Origin of the sequence: Streptomyces omiyaensis (genome assembly GCF_014650895.1) — a bacterium.
Lineage (GTDB): Bacteria > Actinomycetota > Actinomycetes > Streptomycetales > Streptomycetaceae > Streptomyces > Streptomyces omiyaensis.
The window spans coordinates 272,365-293,076 of sequence record NZ_BMVV01000008.1 but is presented as its reverse complement, the minus strand read 5'-3'; the positions used below and the strand labels follow the sequence as shown (position 1 = coordinate 293,076).

At 75.8% G+C, this 20,712-nt stretch carries 22 protein-coding genes and 8 tRNA genes; 12 read left to right on the top strand and 18 right to left on the bottom strand.

Annotated features, from left to right (window positions below; translation table 11 throughout):
- Positions 1–12: 12 nt before the first annotated feature.
- Together IE287_RS16440 and IE287_RS16435 are read right to left on the bottom strand one after the other, a co-directional pair.
- Positions 13–1,299 (bottom strand): hypothetical protein, encoded by a 1,287-nt coding sequence (locus IE287_RS16440; RefSeq protein ID WP_189849788.1) that lies wholly within the window; start codon positions 1,297–1,299, stop codon positions 13–15.
- On the bottom strand, positions 1,299–1,865 hold the full coding sequence (locus IE287_RS16435) for a DUF4365 domain-containing protein (protein ID WP_189849787.1): 567 nt from the start codon (positions 1,863–1,865) through the stop codon (positions 1,299–1,301). The genes IE287_RS16440 and IE287_RS16435 overlap by 1 nt, the downstream gene beginning before the upstream one ends.
- Before the next feature lie 122 nt (positions 1,866–1,987).
- Here IE287_RS16435 and IE287_RS16430 point away from each other — a divergent pair, with 122 nt between their 5' ends.
- Positions 1,988–2,716: a 3'-5' exonuclease gene (locus IE287_RS16430; RefSeq protein WP_189849786.1), complete on the top strand. Its 729-nt coding sequence runs from the start codon at positions 1,988–1,990 to the stop codon at positions 2,714–2,716.
- A 56-nt stretch (positions 2,717–2,772) separates the two neighbouring features.
- Here IE287_RS16430 and IE287_RS16425 read toward each other — a convergent pair.
- Positions 2,773–2,844, bottom strand: a tRNA-Val gene (locus IE287_RS16425).
- Between the two features lie 45 nt (positions 2,845–2,889).
- Positions 2,890–3,336, bottom strand: a complete 447-nt coding sequence (locus IE287_RS16420) for an SRPBCC family protein (protein ID WP_189849785.1) — start codon at positions 3,334–3,336, stop codon at positions 2,890–2,892.
- A gap of 80 nt (positions 3,337–3,416) precedes the next feature.
- Here IE287_RS16420 and IE287_RS16415 point away from each other — a divergent pair, with 80 nt between their 5' ends.
- The gene (locus IE287_RS16415; RefSeq protein WP_189849784.1) at positions 3,417–5,843 is read left to right on the top strand and encodes an SCO7613 C-terminal domain-containing membrane protein; all 2,427 of its coding nucleotides are present in this window, start codon (positions 3,417–3,419) and stop codon (positions 5,841–5,843) included.
- Positions 5,844–5,906: 63 nt separating this feature from the next.
- On the opposite strand, the gene IE287_RS16410 is transcribed toward IE287_RS16415, so the two are convergent.
- Both IE287_RS16410 and IE287_RS16405 read right to left on the bottom strand, forming a co-directional pair.
- Positions 5,907–5,981: transfer RNA gene (locus IE287_RS16410), tRNA-Val, on the bottom strand.
- Positions 5,982–6,035: 54 nt separating this feature from the next.
- Positions 6,036–6,458 (bottom strand): TIGR02611 family protein, encoded by a 423-nt coding sequence (locus tag IE287_RS16405; RefSeq protein WP_189849783.1) that lies wholly within the window; start codon positions 6,456–6,458, stop codon positions 6,036–6,038.
- 189 nt (positions 6,459–6,647) lie between these two features.
- On the opposite strand from IE287_RS16405, the gene IE287_RS16400 reads away from it, so the two are divergent.
- Complete coding sequence (locus IE287_RS16400) at positions 6,648–7,061, top strand: SsgA family sporulation/cell division regulator (RefSeq protein ID WP_030493555.1); 414 nt, start codon at positions 6,648–6,650, stop codon at positions 7,059–7,061.
- Positions 7,062–7,252: 191 nt separating this feature from the next.
- Positions 7,253–7,810 (top strand): CGNR zinc finger domain-containing protein, encoded by a 558-nt coding sequence (locus IE287_RS16395; protein WP_189849782.1) that lies wholly within the window; start codon positions 7,253–7,255, stop codon positions 7,808–7,810.
- A 73-nt stretch (positions 7,811–7,883) separates the two neighbouring features.
- Here IE287_RS16395 and IE287_RS16390 read toward each other — a convergent pair whose 3' ends face one another.
- Both IE287_RS16390 and IE287_RS16385 read right to left on the bottom strand, forming a co-directional pair.
- Positions 7,884–8,066, bottom strand: coding sequence for a hypothetical protein (locus IE287_RS16390; RefSeq protein ID WP_189849781.1), 183 nt, complete (start codon positions 8,064–8,066; stop codon positions 7,884–7,886).
- 132 nt (positions 8,067–8,198) lie between these two features.
- Complete coding sequence (locus IE287_RS16385) at positions 8,199–8,633, bottom strand: hypothetical protein (protein ID WP_189849780.1); 435 nt, start codon at positions 8,631–8,633, stop codon at positions 8,199–8,201.
- 190 nt (positions 8,634–8,823) lie between these two features.
- Here IE287_RS16385 and IE287_RS16380 point away from each other — a divergent pair, with 190 nt between their 5' ends.
- Complete coding sequence (locus tag IE287_RS16380; protein ID WP_189849779.1) at positions 8,824–9,342, top strand: DsbA family protein; 519 nt, start codon at positions 8,824–8,826, stop codon at positions 9,340–9,342.
- 39 nt (positions 9,343–9,381) lie between these two features.
- On the opposite strand, the gene IE287_RS16375 is transcribed toward IE287_RS16380, so the two are convergent.
- From IE287_RS16375 to IE287_RS16365, 3 genes are all read right to left on the bottom strand, one after another.
- On the bottom strand, positions 9,382–10,221 hold the full coding sequence (locus IE287_RS16375; RefSeq protein ID WP_189849778.1) for a GNAT family N-acetyltransferase: 840 nt from the start codon (positions 10,219–10,221) through the stop codon (positions 9,382–9,384).
- A gap of 70 nt (positions 10,222–10,291) precedes the next feature.
- Positions 10,292–11,122 (bottom strand): aminotransferase class IV, encoded by an 831-nt coding sequence (locus tag IE287_RS16370; protein ID WP_189849777.1) that lies wholly within the window; start codon positions 11,120–11,122, stop codon positions 10,292–10,294.
- The gene (locus IE287_RS16365; protein WP_189849776.1) at positions 11,119–12,201 is read right to left on the bottom strand and encodes a chorismate-binding protein; all 1,083 of its coding nucleotides are present in this window, start codon (positions 12,199–12,201) and stop codon (positions 11,119–11,121) included. The genes IE287_RS16370 and IE287_RS16365 overlap by 4 nt, the downstream gene beginning before the upstream one ends.
- A gap of 230 nt (positions 12,202–12,431) precedes the next feature.
- On the opposite strand from IE287_RS16365, the gene IE287_RS16360 reads away from it, so the two are divergent.
- From IE287_RS16360 to IE287_RS16335, 6 genes are all read left to right on the top strand, one after another.
- Positions 12,432–12,504 (top strand) — tRNA-Gly (locus tag IE287_RS16360).
- A gap of 39 nt (positions 12,505–12,543) precedes the next feature.
- Positions 12,544–12,617 (top strand) — tRNA-Cys (locus IE287_RS16355).
- Between the two features lies 1 nt (position 12,618).
- Positions 12,619–12,690 (top strand) — tRNA-Val (locus IE287_RS16350).
- A gap of 33 nt (positions 12,691–12,723) precedes the next feature.
- Positions 12,724–12,798: transfer RNA gene (locus IE287_RS16345), tRNA-Val, on the top strand.
- A gap of 27 nt (positions 12,799–12,825) precedes the next feature.
- Positions 12,826–12,900: transfer RNA gene (locus tag IE287_RS16340), tRNA-Val, on the top strand.
- A gap of 27 nt (positions 12,901–12,927) precedes the next feature.
- Positions 12,928–12,999: transfer RNA gene (locus IE287_RS16335), tRNA-Val, on the top strand.
- Positions 13,000–13,108: 109 nt separating this feature from the next.
- On the opposite strand, the gene IE287_RS16330 is transcribed toward IE287_RS16335, so the two are convergent.
- The 3 genes from IE287_RS16330 to IE287_RS16320 all read right to left on the bottom strand — a co-directional run bounded on the left by IE287_RS16330 (position 13,109) and on the right by IE287_RS16320 (position 14,862).
- Complete coding sequence (locus IE287_RS16330) at positions 13,109–13,384, bottom strand: TFIIB-type zinc ribbon-containing protein (RefSeq protein ID WP_189849775.1); 276 nt, start codon at positions 13,382–13,384, stop codon at positions 13,109–13,111.
- Positions 13,385–13,431: 47 nt separating this feature from the next.
- Positions 13,432–14,499, bottom strand: coding sequence for a phosphotransferase (locus IE287_RS16325; protein WP_189849774.1), 1,068 nt, complete (start codon positions 14,497–14,499; stop codon positions 13,432–13,434).
- 195 nt (positions 14,500–14,694) lie between these two features.
- Positions 14,695–14,862, bottom strand: a complete 168-nt coding sequence (locus tag IE287_RS16320) for a hypothetical protein (protein WP_189849773.1) — start codon at positions 14,860–14,862, stop codon at positions 14,695–14,697.
- Between the two features lie 539 nt (positions 14,863–15,401).
- Between IE287_RS16320 and IE287_RS16315 the strand changes: the two genes are divergently transcribed.
- Positions 15,402–16,571 carry a serine/threonine-protein kinase gene (locus tag IE287_RS16315; protein WP_189849772.1) on the top strand — a complete coding sequence of 390 codons (1,170 nt, stop codon included), beginning with the start codon at positions 15,402–15,404 and terminating at the stop codon, positions 16,569–16,571.
- Between the two features lie 37 nt (positions 16,572–16,608).
- Here the strand turns inward: IE287_RS16315 and IE287_RS16310 are convergent, their stop codons facing one another.
- From IE287_RS16310 to cobA, 4 genes are all read right to left on the bottom strand, one after another.
- The gene (locus tag IE287_RS16310) at positions 16,609–16,824 is read right to left on the bottom strand and encodes a hypothetical protein (RefSeq protein ID WP_189849771.1); all 216 of its coding nucleotides are present in this window, start codon (positions 16,822–16,824) and stop codon (positions 16,609–16,611) included.
- Positions 16,825–17,145: 321 nt separating this feature from the next.
- Positions 17,146–18,324, bottom strand: a complete 1,179-nt coding sequence (locus IE287_RS16305; RefSeq protein WP_229883517.1) for a serine/threonine-protein kinase — start codon at positions 18,322–18,324, stop codon at positions 17,146–17,148.
- Positions 18,325–18,428: 104 nt separating this feature from the next.
- A complete protein-coding gene (locus IE287_RS16300; RefSeq protein WP_189849770.1) occupies positions 18,429–19,247 on the bottom strand; it encodes a TrmH family RNA methyltransferase in 819 nt (272 codons plus the stop codon).
- Positions 19,248–19,336: 89 nt separating this feature from the next.
- A complete protein-coding gene (gene cobA / locus IE287_RS16295) occupies positions 19,337–20,578 on the bottom strand; it encodes a uroporphyrinogen-III C-methyltransferase (RefSeq protein ID WP_189849769.1) in 1,242 nt (413 codons plus the stop codon).
- Positions 20,579–20,712 lie beyond the last annotated feature (134 nt).

Sequence of the window (20,712 nt, the reverse complement as noted above, 5' to 3'; positions counted from 1 at the left end):
CGCCGCTCGCCGCTACTCCCCCGGCCCGCACGCCTCCTCGAAGTAGTCGAGGTCCTCGTGCAGCGACTTCATCAGGCGGTCCCGCTCGGCCTCGTCCACCTGCACCGGGACCACGTCCGAGGCGTCGGCGAGCCGCCGGAAGCCGCCGCGGCTCTCCAGGCGGCCGACGACCCGGATGGGGAGGCCGACGAGGTGGGCGTGGCCGGCGGTGCGGTACGCCTCCTCGTCGAGGGCGACCCGGACGTGGCCCACCTCGGCGCCGCCGAGCACCCGGAGCTTGACCGTGCCCCCGCCGCGCGGCCCGGAACGGCGGAGCCGGACGACGGCGCCGGTGATCCGGACGGGGACGGAGGGCTCGTCCGTGAGGTAGCGGGCACTCGCCTCGCGGAGCGCGGGCAGGTCGCCGGGCGAGAACTCGACGGGCTCGGGCCGGGCGGCGCAGCCGTCCGGGACGCCGGCGGCCGGCGCCCAGGCGAGGGCGATGCGGACGCCTTCCGTACCCCGGACGAGGGCGACGAGCGCCTCGGTGAGCTCGCGGCTGACACCGGCCTCGACGGCCGAGTCGAAGGCCTCCATGCCGTTGGTGGCGCGCTGGTAGTCGACGGCCTCGCGGGCGGCGTGCAGGGCGTGGTGGAGCCGGACGGCGAGGGGGCGGCCCGGCGGGACGGGCAGGAAGGCGGTCAGCGCGCGGCCGCCGGGGTCGGTGCCGACGAGGACCGCGTCGAGGGCGGCCCGCGCGGCGGAGCGGTGCCGGGAGCCGTGGTACCCGGCCCGGCCGCGCACGGCGAGGGCGCCGGCCAGGAGGACGCCGCGGGCGGCGGCGCGGAGCTGTTCCTGCGCGGGCCAGGGGACGGTGCCGGCCGGCCCCGGGGGCACCTCGCGCCACCAGCGGATCTCGTCGCTGGGGACGGCGAGGCCGGTGAGGACCTCGCGCGCGGCGGGGGTGCCGCTGCGGGCGAGCGCCGTGAGGGCCTCCCCGATCAGCTCCTCGCTGTCGGGGAAGGCCAGGGTGTCGGGGACGAGGAGGCTGGTGCCGCCGCCCGGCCCGTCGCCGGGCGGCGTCCACCGTCCGTACCGGCCGGCCGGCCCGCCGCGGCGCCGCCAGCCGTGCCGGGCGAGGAGGGCACCGAGGACGCGCGGGTCGACCCGGCCGGGGTCGGGCACGCCGTCGCCGGGGTCGGTCCAGGAGCCGGCGGGGCCGGCGGACGGCACGGGGTGGGGCCGGTACGGAGGCGGGACGGGGCCGCGCCCGGCGCCGCCTCCCGTCCCGTGTCCGGACTCGTCGATCGGTCGGTGCATCAGGGTCTCCCTCCCCGGCCGACCCGGGTCATGATCTCGCAGAGCGCCCGGTCGTCGAAGATCCGCGCCGTGGGGACGCGCACGGTGGTCCGGTGGCGTCCGGTGACCGGGTGCCCGGCCAGGTTCATCCAGTAGCAGCAGTGCCGCAGGTCGAGCCGGTCGTGGCTCGCGCGCAGCCAGTCCTCCGGGTCTCTCGGGGCGATCATCACGACCAGGATCTTGTGCACGGCCACGGGGGACCGGGCGAGCTTGACCAGGTGGTCGTTGTCGAGGGTGAAGGGGAAGGTGCTCCCCTTGGGGTGGGGCGGCAGCTGGTAGGTGCACTTGAGCTGCACCTTGATGGTGACCTCGTCGTCGACGGTGTGTGCGGGCGAGCCGTGGCTCACGTGCCAGTCGATGCCGTTGTCCGGGAAGGGCTGCCCGAGCGAGCAGCCCGCCGCCGCGGCGACGGCGTGCAGGTAGGCCACCTGGAGGGTCTCCATGCAGGCGGTGGTGGCGAGTGAACCGCGGGCCGGGGCCACCCGCTGGGGCGGCAGTCCTCCCGACTCGGGCTGGGCGAGCGCCATGTGAACGTCCTTCCCCCGTCACCCCTGTTGTCACCGGTCCGCGTACGGCGCAAACAGGGCGGGTATCACCGCTTCGGGGCAGGGGGTTGGCCATCTGCCGCGCGTGTGCGAGGAGTTCGGCTATGACGACGAACTGGTACGAAGGGCCCCTGGCCGCTTTCGACACGGAGACGACCGGAGTGGACGTCGAGCAGGACCGGATCGTGTCCGCCGCTCTGGTCGTCCAGGACGCCGCCGGAGCGCGGCCCCGGGTGACCCGCTGGCTGGTCAATCCGGGCGTCCCGGTGCCGGAAGGGGCCACGGCGGTCCACGGACTGACGGACGACCACCTCCAGCGGAACGGCCGCTGGCCGTCCCCCGTGATGGAGGAGCTGGGGCGCGCCCTGGCGGAGCAGAACGCGGCCGGCCGGCCGCTGGTGGTGATGAACGCGCCGTTCGACCTCACCATCCTGGACCGGGAGCTGAGGCGCCATCGGGCGTCGACGCTGGGCCGCTACCTGGAGCACACCGCGCTGTGCGTGCTCGATCCGCGGGTGCTGGACAAGCATCTGGACCGGTACCGCAAGGGCCGCCGGACGCTGACGGACCTGTGCGCGCACTACGAGGTGGAGCTGGCGGGGGCGCACGACGCGGCGGCGGACGCCACGGCGGCGATGGAGGTGGTCCGGGCGGTCGGGCGGCGGTTCGCCTCCCGGCTGGAGCGGCTGTCGCCGGCGGAGCTGCACACGCTCCAGGCGGTGTGGCACGCGGCGCAGGCGCGGGGGCTCCAGGCGTGGTTCACCCGGCAGGGGACGCCGGAGCTGGTGGATCCGGCGTGGCCGCTCCGCCAGGAGCTGCGGAAGGCGGCGTGAGGCGGCCGGAAACGGCTGAGGCCGGTCCGTCGTGATGACGGACCGGCCTCTCCCGGTGGGCGATACTGGGATCGAACCAGTGACCCCTTCGGTGTGAACGAAGTGCTCTCCCGCTGAGCTAATCGCCCGGGAACGGGTTGAACCATACAGGGATCCCGGGCCGGGCTCCAAATTCATTCGGAGAGCAGGCGGCCGGCGAGCCCCCGCCTCCCCCCGCGCATCATCAGGGCGTGGTTGGCGCGGAAGAAGGGCCGGCCGGGGACGGCGAGGAGGCGCAGCAGCCGCGCCCTGACCTCGACCTCCTGCTCGTACAGGGCACGGGTGCCGGCACCGTCGGGGGTGACGGTCCAGCGGGCCCAGCCCTCCAGGTCGCCGTCGAGCCGGACCTCCAGGACGCGGACCCCCGGGTCCTGCCGCAGGGCGCGGACGGTGACGTGGAGGTCGTAAGGGAGGACGGAGCGGAAGCGGGCGGTGCCGGTGGCGGCGTCGCGCGGCACGACGGAGCGGACCTGGGGCCACCAGCGGGGGTACTCCTCGGCGCGGGCCAGGACGGCGTAGACCCGGTCGGGCGGGGCGTCGAGCCGCCAGACGCTGCGGAAGCGGTACCGGCACCAGTCCATGGCTCCAGTGTGGGTACTCGGACCGGATCTGAGTAGCAGCGCGCATTCCCCGGGCGCGGGCGCGGCGCGACACTCCGGTCATGGACATGAGACTGCCCCCGGTCGAGGAGCTGCGCCGCGTCGACCTCGAACTGGTCCGACTCGACGCGCGGCGCGCGGAGTTGCTGGCCCGTCGGGCGTGGCTGCTGGGCGTGCTGCACTCCCCCGCCGGCCGGCCGGCCGTGCCGCCGCCGGGGGGTGCGGCGCCCGCGGAGACCTCGCCGCGCGGGGCGCAGAACGCGCTGCTGACGCTGGGCGGGACGCTGCTGGCGATCGCGGCGCTCGCCTTCACGCTGGTGAGCTGGGGTTCGCTGGGCATCGCCGGGCGTTCGGCGGTGCTGCTCGTGGTGACGTCGGCGGCGCTGGCCGCGCCGGCGGTGCTGCTGCGGCGGGGGCTGGCGTCGACGGCGGAGGCGCTGGGCGCGGTGGGGCTGGTCCTGACGGTGCTCGACGCGTACGCCCTGCACCGGGTGGCGCTGCCGGGGACGGACGGGCTCGGCTACACGGCGGTGGCCTCGGCGGTCCTGGCGGGCGTGTGGGCCGGGTACGGCGGGCTGCTGCGGGGGCTGCGGCTCCCGCTGCCGGCGGCGGTGGCGGCGGCGCAGCTCGCGCTGCCGCTGGGCACGCTCGCGGCCGGGGGCGGTCCGGCGGCGGTGGCGTGGGCGGCGCTGCTGACGGCGGCGGGGGACCTGCTGCTGGTCGCGCGGCCGGCGGGGCTCGCGGTGCGGATCACGGCGGGGGCGGCGGCGGGCGTGCTCGCGCTGTGGACGCTGCCGACCTGCGCCTGGCTCTCGCTGACGAGCCCGTGGACCGGCGCTCCGCTGCTCCTCGCCTGCGCCGCGCTCTGCCTGTACGGGGCGCGGGCGGTCCGCCCGGCGGGCGCCGCGCTGGCCGCGGTGGCCGGTCTGGCGGCGGTGGCGGGCGTCGGCGGGCCGCTGCGGGCCGCCCTGCCGGCGGAGTGGGCGGTGCCGGTGTACGTGGCCTGCGGCCTGGCCCTGGCGGCGCTGTGGCGTCCGGTGCGGGCCCTGCGGGTGCCGGAGCCGGTACGCGCCGGGTTCGGGTGGGCCGGGGGCGGGGTCGCGGCGCTGGGCGTGCTGTGGGCGCTGCCGCCGGTGCTGGGGGGCCTGCTGGGGCCCGCGGCCCGGAGCGGAGGCGTCTGGTCGGGGGTCCACGCGGAGCCGGTGGCCGCCGGCCATCCGGCGACGGCGGCGCTGGTGCTGCTGCTCGGCGCGGGCGCGGCGGCGGCGACGGGGCGGCTGTGGGGCCGGTGGGGCGCGGTGGTGCTGGGGTGGGCGCTGCTCACGGCGCTCCCGGTCTCGCTGGGCCTGCCGTACGCGGCGGGGCTCGCCGTGCGGCTGGTGACGGTGGCCGCGGCGCTCGCGCTGGCGGTGCGGCCGGGGCTCGCGGCCCGCGGCCTGCCCGAGCCGGCACCCCGGCCGGAGCCGGGACCGGAGGGGCCGGCGGGCACCTGGGGCGCGGCCTGGGCGTCCGGGGCGGTCGCGCCGCTCCGGCCGGGCGCGCTGCTCGCGGGGACGGCCCTGGCGGCCGCGGTGGCCTCGGCCGGCTCGGTGGCCCTCCTGGCGCTGGACGCGCGGGCGGCGACCTTCGGGGTGCTGGGCGCGCTGCTGGGGCTGTTCGCGGTGGCGGCGGCGCTCGGCGCCGGCGCGGCCCGCGAGACGGCGGCCGGGGCGGCGGTGCTCGCGGCGGCGGGCCTGACGGCGGCCGGGGCGGGCGCTGCGGGGCTGGCGCCGTCCGTGACGGGCCTCGTGCTGCTGGTGGTCCCGGCGGGGACGGCGGCGCTGGCCGCGCGGTTCCGGTCGGCGGCGGCCGAGCTCACGGGGGCGGCGGTGGGCGTGGTGGCGGTGGCGCTCACGGCGCCGCGGCCGGCGCTGCTCGCCCTGGCGCTGGCGCTGGGCGGGGTGGTCGCGGCGGCGACCGCGCTGCGGCCCGAGCGGCGACGGGCGGCCTCCTGGGCGGCCGGGGCGCTGTTCCTGGCCGCGGCCTGGGTGCGGCTCGCGGTCTGGGGCGTGACGGTCCCGGAGGCGTACACCCTGCCGGTGACGGTGCCGGTGCTGGTGGTGGGGCTGCTGCGACGGCGCCGGGACCCCGCGGTCCCGTCCTGGACGGCGTACGGCCCGGGTCTGGCGGTGACGCTGGTGCCGAGCCTGGCGGCGGTCTGGTCGGACCCCTCCTGGGAGCGTCCGCTGCTGCTGGGGACGGCGGCGCTCGCGGTGACGCTGCTGGGAGCGAGGTTCCGTCTGCGGGCGCCGCTGGTGCTGGGCGGGTCGGTGGTCGCCCTGGTGGGACTGCACGAGCTGGCGCCGTACGTGGTGCAGCTGGTCGGGGCGCTGCCGCGGTGGCTGCCGCCGGCCGCGGCGGGCGCGCTGCTGCTCGCCGTGGGGGCGACGTACGAGCGGCGGCTGCGGGAGGCGCGGGCGCTGCGGGAGCGGCTGGGCCGGATGCGGTGAGCCGGGTCCCGGGATGCGCCGAGGGCCCGGAGACGGTGATCGTCTCCGGGCCCTCGTGCCGGGTGGTGGGCGATACTGGGTTCGAACCAGTGACCCCTTCGGTGTGAACGAAGTGCTCTCCCACTGAGCTAATCGCCCGGGCGCACCGCAAACATTACCGCATGTCAGCGGGGCTCCCGAACCACGTCGGGATCATTCGGCGATCTTCCAGGGCATGACGATGCCGAACTTCCACAGGTACCAGCCGAGCAGGGCGGCGACGATCACCGCGCCGATGACGGTGAGGGTGATGTTGCGACGCCGGACCTTGGGGTCGAGGGCGCGCTGCGCGGCTTCGGTGACCTTGCGCTTGGTCCAGCGGAGGACCTTCTGCGCCCAGTCGAACTCGGTCGCCCAGATCGCCATGCCGGCGAAGATCACGAGCCAGCCCGGCCCGGGGAAGACCAGCATGAGGATGCCGGCCCCGATCACGGCGAGTCCGACGATGAAGACGCCGACCCGCCAGCTCAGGTGGAGGCCCCTGCGGGACTTGATGAACTCGGGTGCCCGCGATCCCAGTTCGACCTGGTCGTCACTCTTGGGCTCGGGGGCGCGCTCGTCACTCTCCGCATGCATGGTGCCAATTTACCCGACACACCAGCCCCACCGGTATGGCGGTATTACCCAAAGTCACATACCACCGTCCGAGCTACCTGAACGGCCACAAAACCGACAGAGGGGTTTACAACGCCACCGGAGGTGGCATGTCGATTTCGCCGACGTGCGAATCCCCGAGCGCACACTGAGCGAAAGGCCCTGGCGCTTATGAACACCGTGGTGAGCTGCGAGCTGCACCTGCGCCTCGTTGTGTCGAGCGAGTCCTCACTGCCTGTACCCGCGGGCCTGCGGTATGACACGGCGGATCCGTACGCCGTGCACGCCACCTTCCACACCGGAGCCGAGGAGACGGTCGAGTGGGTCTTCGCCCGCGACCTTCTCGCCGAGGGGCTGCACCGGCCCACCGGCACCGGCGACGTCCGGGTCTGGCCATCCCGTAGTCACGGCCAGGGCGTCGTCTGCATCGCGTTGAGCTCGCCCGAGGGCGAGGCCCTGCTCGAGGCCCCGGCGAGGGCCCTGGAGTCGTTCCTCAAGCGGACCGACGCCGCGGTGCCACCGGGCACCGAGCACCGGCACTTCGACCTCGATACCGAGCTCTCCCACATCCTGGCCGACAGCTGAGCCAGGCCGTGGACCGCACGGCGCCGTCTTAACTCGGGGAGACGGCGCCGCGCGGGCAGTCACACAGCACGACATCCGGCGTCCCCACCGCGCAGCCGGCGCGGTGAAGGGCGCCGTCGCGCTTTTCCGGGGCGCGCTAGAGTCGTCTCCCATCCGCGGGCGCCCGCCCGCGGCCGGCCAGGGAGCGAAGCGTGCTCATCCCCCACGACACCCGGATCGCCCTCGACACCGTCGTCGATCTCATGAACACCGCCGGGCAGGGCGACCGTGAGGACACGCTCACGGACCTCGCCTCGCTGGGCGTCTTCGTGCGCGAGCACCGGATCAGCGACGTGGGCGAGCTCGGCGCGGAGGACCTGCGGGCCGTCCGCGAGGTGCGCGAGCGCTTCGCCGCGGTCTTCTCCGCCCCCGACGCCAGGATCGCGGCCCCGCTGATCAACCAGCTGGTGGCCGCCGCGAGCACCACCCCGCAGCTCACCGACCACGACGGCTACGACTGGCACGTGCACTACTTCGCGCCGGGCGCCTCGGTCGCCGACCACCTGGCCGCCGACTGCGGGATGGCCCTCGCCTTCATCGTGGTCGCGGGCGAGCGCGAGCGGCTGCGGCGGTGCGAGGCGCCGGACTGCGGCCGGGCCTTCGTGGACCTCTCCCGCAACCGCTCCCGCCGCTACTGCGACAGCCGCACCTGCGGCAACCGGCTGCACGTGGCCGCCTACCGCGCCCGCCGCAAGGAGGCCGCCGGCTGATCCCGCGCACCGGGCGCGCGCCGGCCGGGTGCCCCGCGGGCGGGGAACCGTCCGCCCCGCGGGACGGAGGGCCTCACAGGACGTAGAGGTCGTGCAGGGACGCCATCAGCAGCAGGGCCCCGATCACCGCCAGGAAGATCATCAGCGGCGGCTGCGACAGCGCGAAGAGACAGCCCCTGGGTTCGTCGACCGGGGCGTCGGCGGCGGGGGCGGTCTCGGCGGAGGCGGGGGCGGGTTCCCGCGAGGCATCCAGCATCTCGGGGGGATGATCGCGCACCGCGCACCCCCGGAAGGCCGGAAAGGGCCGGACCGCCGGGCGGTTCATCCCTTCCCGTGGATCTCCGGATCACCGCCCGGTCTCAGCCCGGCAGGCAACGGCCAGAAGCGGTCAGATTCCGTGCTTCTTCAGAATCGCCTCGATGTCGCTGAAGTCCTCGGCGTCACCGCCCTGCGCCGCCGGACGCGCCGCCGGACGCGCCGGACGGGCGAGGGCGTCCCGGGCCGGGGCCGAAACGCCCGGCGCGACCGCCGCGGGCCCCGCTCCCGCCCCGGCCGCCTTGCGCCCTCCTCGACGCCGCTCCACGCCCCGGGTCGTCATCAGGAGCAGCCAGGCCGCGCCGAGCACGCCGAAGCCGGCCCAGGCGACCGGGCTGAAGACGGTGTCGAAGGCCCACTCGACGGCGCCGGCCATCACCAGGCCGAGCGGCACCAGCGCCCAGGCGGCGATCCGCGTCGCCGACAGGTACTTCTTCCGGTACGCCGTGATCGCGGCGATGCCCAGGCCCGCCACGGACACCGCGGAGAAGATGGTCTCGGCGAGCATGCGGTCCTCCAGGTCCCGGGTGATACGTCCCTTCCATCCTGCACCGCGCGGAGCCCCGGAGGCCATGCCCGCAGGCCGGTCTCAGGGAGATCTCCGGGTCGTTCCGGGCGGGATCTCCTCCTCAGGTCCCGGTCGGGGCCGACCGGTGCCGATGGGGGTCGCGGGCGTTCCGGCTGGAAGACTGCCCGTCATGACTGATTCCACCACCGCGTCCCCCGCCTCCCCCGTCGTCCTGGAGGCCTGGTTCGACCTCCAGTGCCCCGACTGCTTCGAGGCCCTCGACGACGTCCGCGCGCTGCGCGAGAAGTACGGCGACCGGCTCGACGTACAGCTGCGCCACTTCCCGCTCGCCAAGAACAAGCACGCCTACGCCGCCGCCCAGGCCGCCGAGGAGGCCGCCGACCAGGGACGGGGCTGGGCGTACGCGGAGGCGCTGCTGGCCCGGACCGCCGACCTCGGCGACCGGGGCGAGCCGGTGCTCCTGGAGGTGGCGGCCGGACTCGGCCTGGACGCCGAGGAGTTCGACACGGCCCTGATCGACGGCCGGCACCTGCTGACCGTCGACGCCGACCAGGCCGAGGGCCAGGCCCTCAAGATCACCGGCACTCCGACCTACGTCATCGGCGGGGAGCGCCTCGACGGCGGCAAGAGCCAGGAGGGCCTGCGGGCCCGGATCGAGGAGATCGCCGACCGCCTGTCGGCCGGCTGACCCCCGCTCCGCCCGCCGCGCCCGCTCCGCCCGCCGCGCTCAGAGCAGCGGCTTGGCGCTGTTGACGTACGTCGTGCGGTAGCCGAGCGACTCGTAGAGACGGATCGCCGGGGTGTTGCCCGCGAAGACGTGCAGTCCGAGCAGGGTCTCCCCGGCCTCCCGCGTCACGCGCTCGGCGAGCAGCATCAGCGCCCGGCCGTACCCCCGGCCGCGCTGCTCCCCGCCGACCTCGATGCCGTACACGTACCCGGCGCTCACCCCGGGCTCCAGCTCCCGCACGCCGGTCCACACGTGGCCCACGACCCGGCCGTCGAGGACGACCACCCGGATCGCGGTGCCGGGGGTGTCGAGCCCCCGGGGCAGCAGCTCGCGGTGGCTCGCCTCCGCCTTGGCGCGGGCCCGCTCCTCGGGGACGCCCCGGTCGGTCCAGCTGCGGGCGAAGGCCTCCCGGGCGCCCTCCTCCCACTCCGCGAACTCCTCGCCCGTCATCGGACGGGTCCGCACGCCGGACGGGAGCGCCGGCACCTCGCCGGAGAGCTCCTTCACCATGTTCCGGCTGCGCTCGGCGTAGCCGAGGGCGCGGGCCATGGAGAGGGCGGCCGCGGCGTCGGCGGGCACCGATATCTGCACCTCCGCGCAGCCCCAGCCGCGCAGCACCTCCTCGGCGGCGAGCGCCGCCACGGTGCCGCGGCCCCGGCCGCGGTCCGGCTCGTCCACCCGGAGGTTCTCGATCAGCCCCGAGGCGGCGCCGAAGGCCGGATCGGTGGCGATGCGGACGGAGCCGACCCGGCGGCTGTTCACGCAGATGTCGTAGGCGCGCGAACGGCCGCCGTCGGCGGAGTGCTGGAGCGGCTCGGTCGGCCGCAGGGTGGTGGTCATCAGGGGTGTTCTACCCACCCCCGGGGGCTCCGTCATCCGATTTGCCCGCCACCGTGCCCGGCGGCCCGGCTCAGCCGAGCCTCGGGTCCCGGTCCCGCGCGGCGCGCTCCTCGAAGATCCGCATGGCCTTGGCGGTCACCGGGCCGGGGGCGGCGGCGAGTTCGCGTCCGTCCACACGGTGGACGGCCTGGACGTCCCGGAGGGTGGAGGTGAGGAAGATCTCCTCGGCGGTCTCCAGCACGTCGAGCGGCAGGTCGGTCTCGACGGCTCCGGTCCACTCGGCGGTCAGCGCGCGCGTGATGCCGGCGAGGCAGCCGGAGGAGACGGGCGGGGTGTGGATCCGGCCGTCGAGCACGACGAAGACGTTGGAGCCGGTGCCCTCGCAGAGCCGCCCGACGGTGTTGCCGAAGAGGGCCTCGGTGGCGCCGTGCTCCCTGGCCCGGGCGAGGGCGACGACGTTCTCGGCGTACGAGGTGGTCTTGAGGCCCGTGAGGGCGCCGCGTTCGTTGCGCGTCCAGGGGACGGTGACCACGGCGGTGGTGTCGGGGCGGCGCGAGGTCGCGCCGACGGCGACGACGAGGCCGGGGCCGTCGTCGCCGCGCTCCGAGCCGAGCGGGGAGAGGCCGCCGGTGTAGGTGATGCGGAGCCGCCCGAGCTCCGTCGGGTTGGCCTCCAGGACGGCGGCGCAGGCCCGGCGGACCTCGTCGAGGTCCGGGTCGGGCAGGCCCAGGCCACGGGCGGACCGGGTCAGCCGCTCCAGGTGGAGGGTGAGAGCGAACGTTTCCCCTCGCTCGGTCTTGACGGTCTCGAAGATCCCGTCGCCGACGGTCAGCCCATGGTCCAGGACGGAGACCCGGGCGGTCTCCTCGTCGTGCAGTCCGCCGTTGACCCACAGTTTCATCGAGAGATGGCCTTTCCGCTCGCCCCTGGGACGTCCTCGTCCGGGGCGCCCGACTCGTAGGCGCCCGACGCTATCGCGACCAGCCGGGCCGCCTTCAGCTCGGTCTCCTCCCACTCCCGCTCGGGGTCGGAGCCCCAGGTGATCCCGGCGCCGGTGCCGAAGCGGAGCACGCCGTGCGGGCGGTCGATCCAGAAGGTGCGGATGCCGACGGCCAGCTCGCCGTGGCCCCGGTCGGCGTCCACCCAGCCGACCCCGCCGCAGTACGGGCCGCGGGGCGCGGTCTCCAGCGCCTCGATGATCCGCAGGGCGCTGGACTTGGGGGCGCCGGTGACGGAGCCGGGCGGGAAGGTGGCCGCGAGCAGCTCGGGCCAGCCCGCGTCCTCGCGCAGCACGCCGCTGACGGTGGAGACGAGGTGGACCAGGCCGGGGTGGGCCTCGATGTCGCAGAGGGCGGGGACGGCGACGGATCCGGTCTCGCAGACGCGTCCGAGGTCGTTGCGGACCAGGTCCACGATCATCACGTTCTCGGCGTGGTCCTTGGGCAGGAGGTCCGCGGCGGTCCTGCCGGTGCCCTTGATCGGGCCGGAGGAGATCCGGCCGCCCTCGCGCCGGAGGTACAGCTCGGGCGAGGCGGTGGCCATCTCCACGCCGTGCGCGGGCAGCCGGATCGTTCCCGCGTACGGGGCGGGGTTCCCGGCCGCGAGGAGCGCGGTGAGGGCGTCCACGTCGGCGGCGGCCGGATCGGGGAGTGGGGCGCTCATCACCCGGCAGAGGTTCGCCTGGTAGACCTCGCCGCGCGCGATGTGCTCGCGCACCTTCCGCACGCCCGCGGTGTACGCGGCGCGGTCGAGCGAGGACGTCCAGTCACCGGGACGGGGCCCGGACCAGGCGCCCGGGACGGCGGCGGGCACCGGCGCCCTGCGGACGTCTCCGAAGCGGGCGCAGGTGAGCCGGCCCTCGAAGTCGGCGCAGACGGCCCAGAAGCCGGCGGAGTCCAGGGCCTCGGGATCGTGGGTGACGTCCCGGAGGTCGGTCGCGACGAGGCCGCCGAAGCGGGCCAGGGGAGCAAGGTCGTACACGGATCGAGTCTAGGTCGGCGGCGGCCGGAGCACGGGGCGTACGGCCGGGGGCTCCCCGCGACCCCGGGAACACGGCGGGTGAACGCCGCTCGAACCCTCCGTGCGGCCCGACCGGGCGGCACGAAGGGCGTGCAGGTCAGCACGCTGCGGAAACGCGTTTTTGTACTGGCCCGGGAATCCGCTAGAGTTCAACACGTCGCCGGGACGCGCAAGCGGACCGGAACCGACAAGCGGACGTGGCTCAGTTGGTAGAGCATCACCTTGCCAAGGTGAGGGTCGCGAGTTCGAATCTCGTCGTCCGCTCGATGTGGGGGATCTTCCCGAACCCCCGTATTCACTCCTGGTGGAGTGGCCGAGAGGCGAGGCAACGGCCTGCAAAGCCGTCTACACGGGTTCAAATCCCGTCTCCACCTCCAAGGACGATTAGCTCAGCGGGAGAGCGCTTCCCTGACACGGAAGAGGTCACTGGTTCAATCCCAGTATCGTCCACTGGACCCTCGGGTCCTGGATCTCCGGATCCCCGCGCGATTAGCTCAGCGGGAGAGCGCTTCCCTGACACGGAAGAGGTCACTGGTTCAATCCCAGTATCGCGCACCACATCTCCTGCACCTTCGGGTGCGTCCCGCGCGATTAGCTCAGCGGGAGAGCGCTTCCCTGACACGGAAGAGGTCACTGGTTCAATCCCAGTATCGCGCACCACGCCTCCTGCACCCCCGGGTGCATCCGGCGCGATTAGCTCAGCGGGAGAGCGCTTCCCTGACACGGAAGAGGTCACTGGTTCAATCCCAGTATCGCGCACAGAAGACGAAGCCCCCGGCCGCGGTTCGCGGCCGGGGGCTTCGTCGTGCGCGGTCCCGGACGCACCGGTCCCGGCCCCGTGCGGGACGGATCCGGGACCGGGCCGGGCTCAGGAGGAGAAGAGCATCCGGCCGAAGCCGCGCTGGCGGTGGTGACCGCCGTGGTGACCGCCGTGCGGGGCGCCCCACGCGGGAGCGGCCGGGGCCGGCTGGGCCGGGTACGCCGCCGGCGGGGCGGGCGGGGCCTGCCACTGGGACTCCAGGCGGGTCAGGGCCTCCAGCTCGCCGTAGTCCAGGAAGATCCCGCGGCAGCCGCTGCACTGCTCTATCTGGACGCCGTTGCGGTTGTACGTGTGCATCGCCGCGTGACACTTGGGACACTGCATGCTCGGCTCAACTCCCCTGCCGTTGCCGTTTCGATGATGGCTTCACCTTAGGGGGACGCGGTGGAGCCGGAAGCGGTTCGGGCGGACGCGATCCGGGCGCAGGTGTCGATCATCACGTCTTCCACCTCGTCGAGTCCGCGGCGCTCCGCCGTGGACTTCGCCAGGGCGAGGGCGGCGGTCTGCACGGTCAGCGCCCGGGCCGGACGATCGAGCCGGGTCCACGGGTCGGCACCGGTGGCCGGGCCGCCCGCGGCCTCGTACGCGCCGAGGAACCGCGACCACGCCTCCCCCGGGAGCAGCCCGGCGGCGAACCAGGCCGCCGGACGGGCCAGGTCCCAGGCGGGGTCGCCCAGACCGGCGTCGTCGACGTCGATGAGCAGCCAGTCGCCCCGGAAGTCCCGGACCAGCTGGCCGAGATGGAAGTCGCCGTGGCAGAGGTACGCGCGCGGGGCGCCGGAATCCGGCGACGCGCCGGAAGCTGCGAGGGCACCGGTCTCGGCGGCGGGCCCGGTGCCGGTCTCCGTGCCGGTGCCGGTCTCCGTGCCGGTGCCGGTCTCCGTGACCGTGCGCCAGGCGGCGAGGACGGTGGCGGCGGCCGGGTGGGCCGGGGCCGCGTCGAGCATCCGCGCGACGGCCAGGGCCGCCTTGGCGGGGGCGCGCATCGCGGGCAGCCGGCCGGCCGCCCCGGACGGCGGCGGGGTGCGGTGGAGCAGCGCGAGGAGCCGGGCCGCCTCCTCCCAGGGGGCGGCGTCGGGATCCTCCGGGTCGACCGGAGGTCCGTACGGCCAGACCGTCACCGGCCGCCCCGCGACGCGCTCCGGGCGGGGTCCCGGCACCGGCGGGAGGAGGATCCCGCCGAGCTCCGGACGGCCGGCGAGGGCCAGGCGGGCCGCGTGCGGACCGGCCTCGGTCCCGGGTGCGTGCGCCTTGGCGACGAGCCCGGCGTGCCGCACGACGGCACCGTCCTCCCGGTCCGCCAGCACCCGGACCTCGTCGGCCCCGCACCGGCACGCTCCCCCGCCGTGCACGGCGTCCCGGGCGATCAGCGCGAGCGCCCCCAACACGTCACCGTCCGACGGTCCCGGGCCCGGCGGCGCACTCTCGGCGAAATCCATCCGGCGAGCGTACGCGCCGCCCGCGGGCACCGCGGGGGCCGGACCCGGAGGGCGGAGGCGGGGCGGGTGCGCGGAGGGGCCGGTCGGCTCCCCGGCCGACCGGCCCCTGCGCTGTCGTCCGCCGCACCCCCGTCCCCACGGGGCTGTCGGCCGATGTTTTCGACCCGGGCCGCTCTCCCGGATCCGGGGCGCCGCTCAGCGCCCCAGCATCACGCCCACGGACGACGCCTGTGTGACCACCGCTTCCCAGCCGCCGAAGACGACCACGAGCAGGGCCGCGAGAGGGAGGACCATGGCGGTGGCCACCAGGGGGTGACGGCGTCCCGCGGGGCGGGTGGTCGGCCGGTGTGCCGTGTGGGCCATGGTCCTCTCCTGTCGTGCTCTGTTGCCCTCGTCCTCGCCGGACTCGGGTGCGGTGGGCGCGTGTTCCTCGGGGGACGAGAGTCGCGCCCACCGCATGACCTCCACACTAGGGAGCGGCGGGGCCCGGGGCGTCATGCCCGCGTACCGGCTTTCGGGCCTCCGGGAGGATGACGCCGCTCCTTCCGGCGTACTCCCCTGGGTGGAGACGGGGGCGCGCGGGTGGGGGGTTTCCCGGAGGGGGCGCGCCCCGGCGCCCCCGGAGGGGGCCCGCCGGTGACATGGGTCACGTCCGGCGGGAAGCGCGGCCGGGCGGGGACCGGCGGGGGCTCGCCGAGGCGGCCGCGGGGCGGGGGGAGTTGCCGGGAGGCCCTGTCAAGTGGGCTGGACGGAAAGGGGGGTTGGCGGGAAGGCTCGGGGACGGGCACGGCGGCGGGACCTTCCAGCACTGACAATCGAAGCCGGTGGGAGGGCGCGGCCTATGAGCGCCCGGGGGCGGCACTACGTAAGCTGTGCCACGTCGAACGGACGAGGGGACGGACATGGCGATGATGCGGCTCCGGCGCGAGGACCCGCGGATCGTCGGGGCGTTCCGGCTCCACCGCAGGCTGGGCGCCGGAGGGATGGGGGTCGTGTACCTCGGCTCCGACCGGCGCGGTCAGCGGGTGGCGCTGAAGGTGATCCGGCCCGACCTGGCCGAGGACCAGGAGTTCCGGTCCCGGTTCGCCCGCGAGGTGTCCGCGGCCCGGCGGATCCGCGGCGGCTGCACCGCCCGGCTGGTCGCGGCCGACCTGGACGCCGAGCGTCCCTGGTTCGCCACCCAGTACGTCCCCGGTCCCTCGCTGCACGACCGGGTCGCCGAGGAGGGCCCGCTGCGCGCCGCCGACGTGGCGTCGATCGGTGCCGCGCTCTCCGAGGGCCTGGTCGCCGTCCACGAGGCCGGGGTCGTGCACCGGGACCTGAAGCCGTCGAACATCCTGCTCTCCCCCAAGGGCCCCCGCATCATCGACTTCGGGATCGCCTGGGCCACCGGCGCCAGCACCCTCACCCATGTCGGGACCGCGGTCGGCTCCCCCGGCTTCCTCGCGCCCGAGCAGGTGCGGGGCGCCGCCGTCACCCCGGCGACGGACGTCTTCTCGCTCGGCGCCACCCTCGCGTACGCCTCGATGGGCGACTCGCCCTTCGGACACGGCAGTTCCGAGGTCATGCTCTACCGCGTGGTCCACGAGGAGGCGCAGCTCCAGGGCGTGCCGGACGCGCTCGCGCCGCTCGTCCGGGCCTGCCTGGCGAAGGACCCGGAGGACCGGCCCAGCACGCTCCAGCTGTCGATGCGGCTCAAGGAGATCGCCGCCCGCGAGGCCCAGGGGCTGCCCTCCGCCCGCCCGCCGGCCCCGCGCGAGCGGACGGAGGAGCGCGGCACGCTGCGGCCGACCGAGCGGTACACGGAGCGGGACGCGCCGGGCCGCGAGCCGGAGCGCGCGGCGGCCCGGGGGCGCGGTGCCGCGCCGTCCTCGCGCCCCTCGGCGCCCGCCCGTACCGGCGGCTCCCGGAATCCGCAGTCGCGGCCGGGCACCCGGCCGGGGAACCGGACGACGTCCACCGGCCGCCGCCCGGCCAACCCCCGGCTGCTGCGCCAGCGGCTCGTCGTCTTCGTGGTGGTGACGCTGGTGGTGGCACTGGGCATCGCCGCCGCCCAGGCCCTCCAGGGCTAGGCCGCCGTCCCTTCCGGGTCCGTCCGGAAGGCACCCCTCAGGGACGGCGGAGCACGGTGAAGGTCGTGCAGGCCCCGTTGTCGCTCACGATGTCACCCTCCAGGCTCATGGGGGTCTCTCCGGCGGGCATCCGCGCCTCCAGTCCGACCATCAGGTAGTCGTCGGGGCGGTCGACCCAGCTGTCGCCGCTCAGCACCATCCGGCGCGCGTACGGGTCGTACGCCCCGATCATGCGGAACGAACCGTCGGGCACGCCCGGGTTGTCGGGGTGCGCGGAGAAGCTGAACAGCGCGGCCAGGGCTCCGTCACCGGTGCCGGTGATCTCCAGGGAGAGCCGCGTCAGGCCCTGGCCACAGGTGTACGTCCCCCGCCAGGAGCCGTCGACGGGGAGGGCGTCCGCGGGGCTCGGCGGGGGCGCCGGGGCGGAGGTGCGCGGCGGCGTGGTCCGCGCCGCGCCGGCGGTGGGCGACGGGGTCCGCGCGGCCTCCGTGGCGGGCGGGGGCGCGGCCGCGCCGGTGGGGGAGGCCGCGGTGTCCCGCGGGGGCCGGGCTTCCTCCCCGTCGCCGGTCAGGTGTCAGAACAGCGCACCGGCCGCGAGGAGGAGGACGCCGACGGCCGCGGCGACGCCGCGCCGCGGCCCGGGGCGCCCGGACTTCGTGGGACCGCCGTACGGACCGTGGTGCGGGGACCCGGCCGTGCGGGGACCGTACGGGCCGTGATCCGGCGCCCCGGCCGTGCGGGGACCGTACGGGTCCGGTCCCGGGGCGCCGGGCGCGCGGGGGGCCGGCGGGGCGCCGCCGACCGCCGGGAGCGTCGCGGCACCCGGGTCGACCAGGGTCGGCGAGGGGGCCGCCGGCGGCGGACCCGGCAGGAGTCCGGCCAGGGCGGGCGGCAGCCACGCCGGCCCCGCGGCCGCCGCGCTCGGCGCCAGTTCCGCGAGGAGCGCGCCGACCCGCGGGCGGGCGGCCGGATCATTGGCGAGGCAGCGGCGCACCAGCTCCTCCACCCGCGGCGTGAGGCCGGCGAGGTACGGCTCCTCGTGCGCGACCCGGTACATGATCCGCGCGGGGCCGGCGTCCCGGCCGCCGGTCGAGGGTTCCTCGAAGGGGCCCCGGCCGGAGGCGGTGAGGGCCAGGACCGCGCCGAGGGCGAAGACGTCGGCGGCGGACGTGACCTCGGCTCCGGTGAGCTGCTCGGGCGCCATGTACCCGACGGTGCCCAGCACGACACCGCTGCCGGTCAGCGCGGAGGTGCCGGCGGCGGAGGCCGAGACGCCGAAGTCGATGACCCGGGGTCCGTCCGCGGCCAGCAGGATGTTCGAGGGCTTCAGGTCCCGGTGGACGACGCCCGCCCTGTGGATGGCGTCCAGCGCCTCGGCGAGGCCCGCCCCGAGGGCGAGCACGGAACGCTCGGGCCACGGTCCGGTGGCCCGCAGGGCCGTGCCCAGGGAGGGGCCCGGTACGTGGACCGTGGCCAGCCACGGCGGGTCCCCCTCCGGGTCCGCGTCGACGACGCCGGCGGTGAAGACGCCGTTCACCGCCCGTGCGAGGCGCACCTCGCGGGCGAAGCGCCGCCGGAACTCCGCGTCCTGGGCCAGTTCGTGCCGGATCACCTTCACCGCGAGGGGCTTGCCGCCCGGCGACCGCGCGAGGTAGACCGCGCCCATGCCGCCCCGGCCGAGGACCCCCTCCAGCCGGTACGGGCCCACCCGTTCCGGGTCGCCCGGCCCCGGCGGACGCACGCCGTTCCCCATGTCGCCCCCTCCCCCGCACCCGGGCCCGCCGGATGCCCGGCCCTCACGGGCCCTAGGGCGCCCGGGGCCCTTCGCGGGGGAGAAGGCGCGGACCTCCGCGAAGGTCAGGCCTCCGGGCGGCCCGCCGTGACCGCGTAGAAGGCGACGGCCGCCGCCGCGCCCACGTTGAGCGAGTCGACGCCGTGGGCCATCGGGATGCGGACCCACTCGTCGGCGGCGCGCAGGGCCTGGGTGGAGAGGCCCTCGCCCTCCGCGCCGAGCATCAGCGCCACGCGGTCCAGGCGGTGCGGGGCGGCCTCGTCCATGGAGGTGGCCTTCTCGGCCGGGGTCAGCGCGAGGAGCTTGAAGCCCGCCTCCCGTACCGCCTCCAGACCGCGCGGCCAGGTGTCCAGGCGGGCGTACGGGACGGAGAAGACGGCGCCCATGGAGACCTTCACCGAGCGGCGGTAGAGGGGGTCGGCGCAGTCCGGGGAGAGCAGCACGGCGTCCATGCCGAGGGCGGCGGCGCTGCGGAAGATGGCGCCGATGTTGGTGTGGTCGTTGACCGACTCCATGACCGCGACCCGGCGGGCGCCGGCGAGCAGGTCGGCGGCGGCCGGAAGCGGCTTGCGCTGCATCGAGGCGAGGGCGCCGCGGTGCACGTGGTAGCCGGTGACGCGTTCGGCGAGGTCGGGCTGGATCGCGTACACCGGGGCGGGGACCTCGTCGATGACGTCGCGCATGACGTCGACCCACTTGGCGGAGAGCAGCATCGACCGCATCTCGTAACCGGCCTGCTTGGCACGGCGGATGACCTTCTCGCCCTCGGCGATGAAGAGGCCCTCGGCGGGTTCGCGCCGGCGCCGCAGCTCGACGTCGGTCAGGCCGGTGTAGTCGCTGAGGCGGGGGTCGTCGGGGTCGGTGATCGTGATGAGTTCGGCCACGGGGTGATACTGCCTTGTCCGGGGAGTGGTGCCAATGCGTGGGACGGGCGGCGGTCGCCGCCCGTCCCCCTGCGGGTGGGTGCGGGGTGTCAGCGGGCGGGCTCGCCGGGGCCCTCCGCGACCACCGGGCCGATGACGACGACGGCCGGCGGGCGGACCTCCTCGGCCTTCACCACGTCGGCGACGGTGGCGAGGGTGGCGTCCACGCGGCGCTGGGTCGCGGTGGTGCCCTCCTGGACGAGGGCGAGCGGGGTGGCGGGGTCCTTGCCGTGGGCGACGAGCGCCTCGGCGATCTTCCCTATCTTGTCGACGCCCATGAGGATCACCAGGGTGCCGGTGAGCTTCGCGAGCGAGGCCCAGTCGACCAGCGAGCGCGGGTCGTCGGGGGCGACGTGTCCGCTGACCACGGTGAACTCGTGGGCGACGCCCCGGTGGGTGACCGGGATGCCGGCGGCGCCGGGGACCGAGATGGAGCTGGAGATGCCGGGCACGACCGTGCAGGCGATGCCCTCGGCGGCGAGCGCCTGCGCCTCCTCCATGCCCCGGCCGAAGACGAAGGGGTCGCCGCCCTTGAGGCGGACCACGGACTTCCCGGCCTTGGCGTGCTCGATCAGCGCGTTGTTGATGGCCTCCTGGGCCATGAAGCGGCCGTACGGGATCTTCGCGGCGTCGATCACCTCGACGTGCGGCGGCAGCTCGTCCAGGAGGTCGCGGGGGCCGAGCCGGTCGGCGATGACGACGTCGGCCTCGGCGAGCAGCCGGCGGCCGCGGACGGTGATGAGGTCGGGGTCGCCGGGGCCGCCGCCGACCAGGGCGACGAAGGGGGTGCGGGCGCGCCGGGCGGGGGCGGCGAGGGAACCGTCGCGCAGGCCCTCCAGGATCGCGTCCCGGACGGCGGCCGAGCGGCGCGGGTCGTGGCCGGTGAGGACGGCGACGGTGACGCCGTCGCCGCGGCCGGTGGCCGGGGTCCAGGCGGTGGCGGCGTCGGCGTCGTCGGAGCGGACGCACCAGACGCGGGCGCGCTCGGCCTCGGCCGAGGCGGCGGCGTTGGCGGCCGGATCGGTGGTGGCGACGAGCGCGTACCAGGCGTCGGCCAGGTCGCCGTCCTCGTAGCGGCGGCGCACCCAGGTGATCTCGCCCGTCTCGGCCATGGCCTCCACGGAGGGGGTGGCCGAGGGGGAGATCAGGGTGATGTCGGCGCCGGCCGCGATGAGGGCGGGCAGGCGGCGCTGGGCGACCGTGCCGCCGCCGAGGACGACGACGCGCCGGCCGGCGAGGCGGAGGCCGACGGGGTAGGCGGGGTGCTCGGCGGGCTCGACGTGCTGGGCCATGTGCGGGCGGCTCCTCGGACGGGGCTTGGGCCTGTCCGACCATGTGCGTCGGATCAGACCGGATCGTTCGGTGCGTGCGATCGGCGTGCGGCCGGGGCGCCCTCGTAGCGGAGAGCTACTCGGGCGTTTCGGCC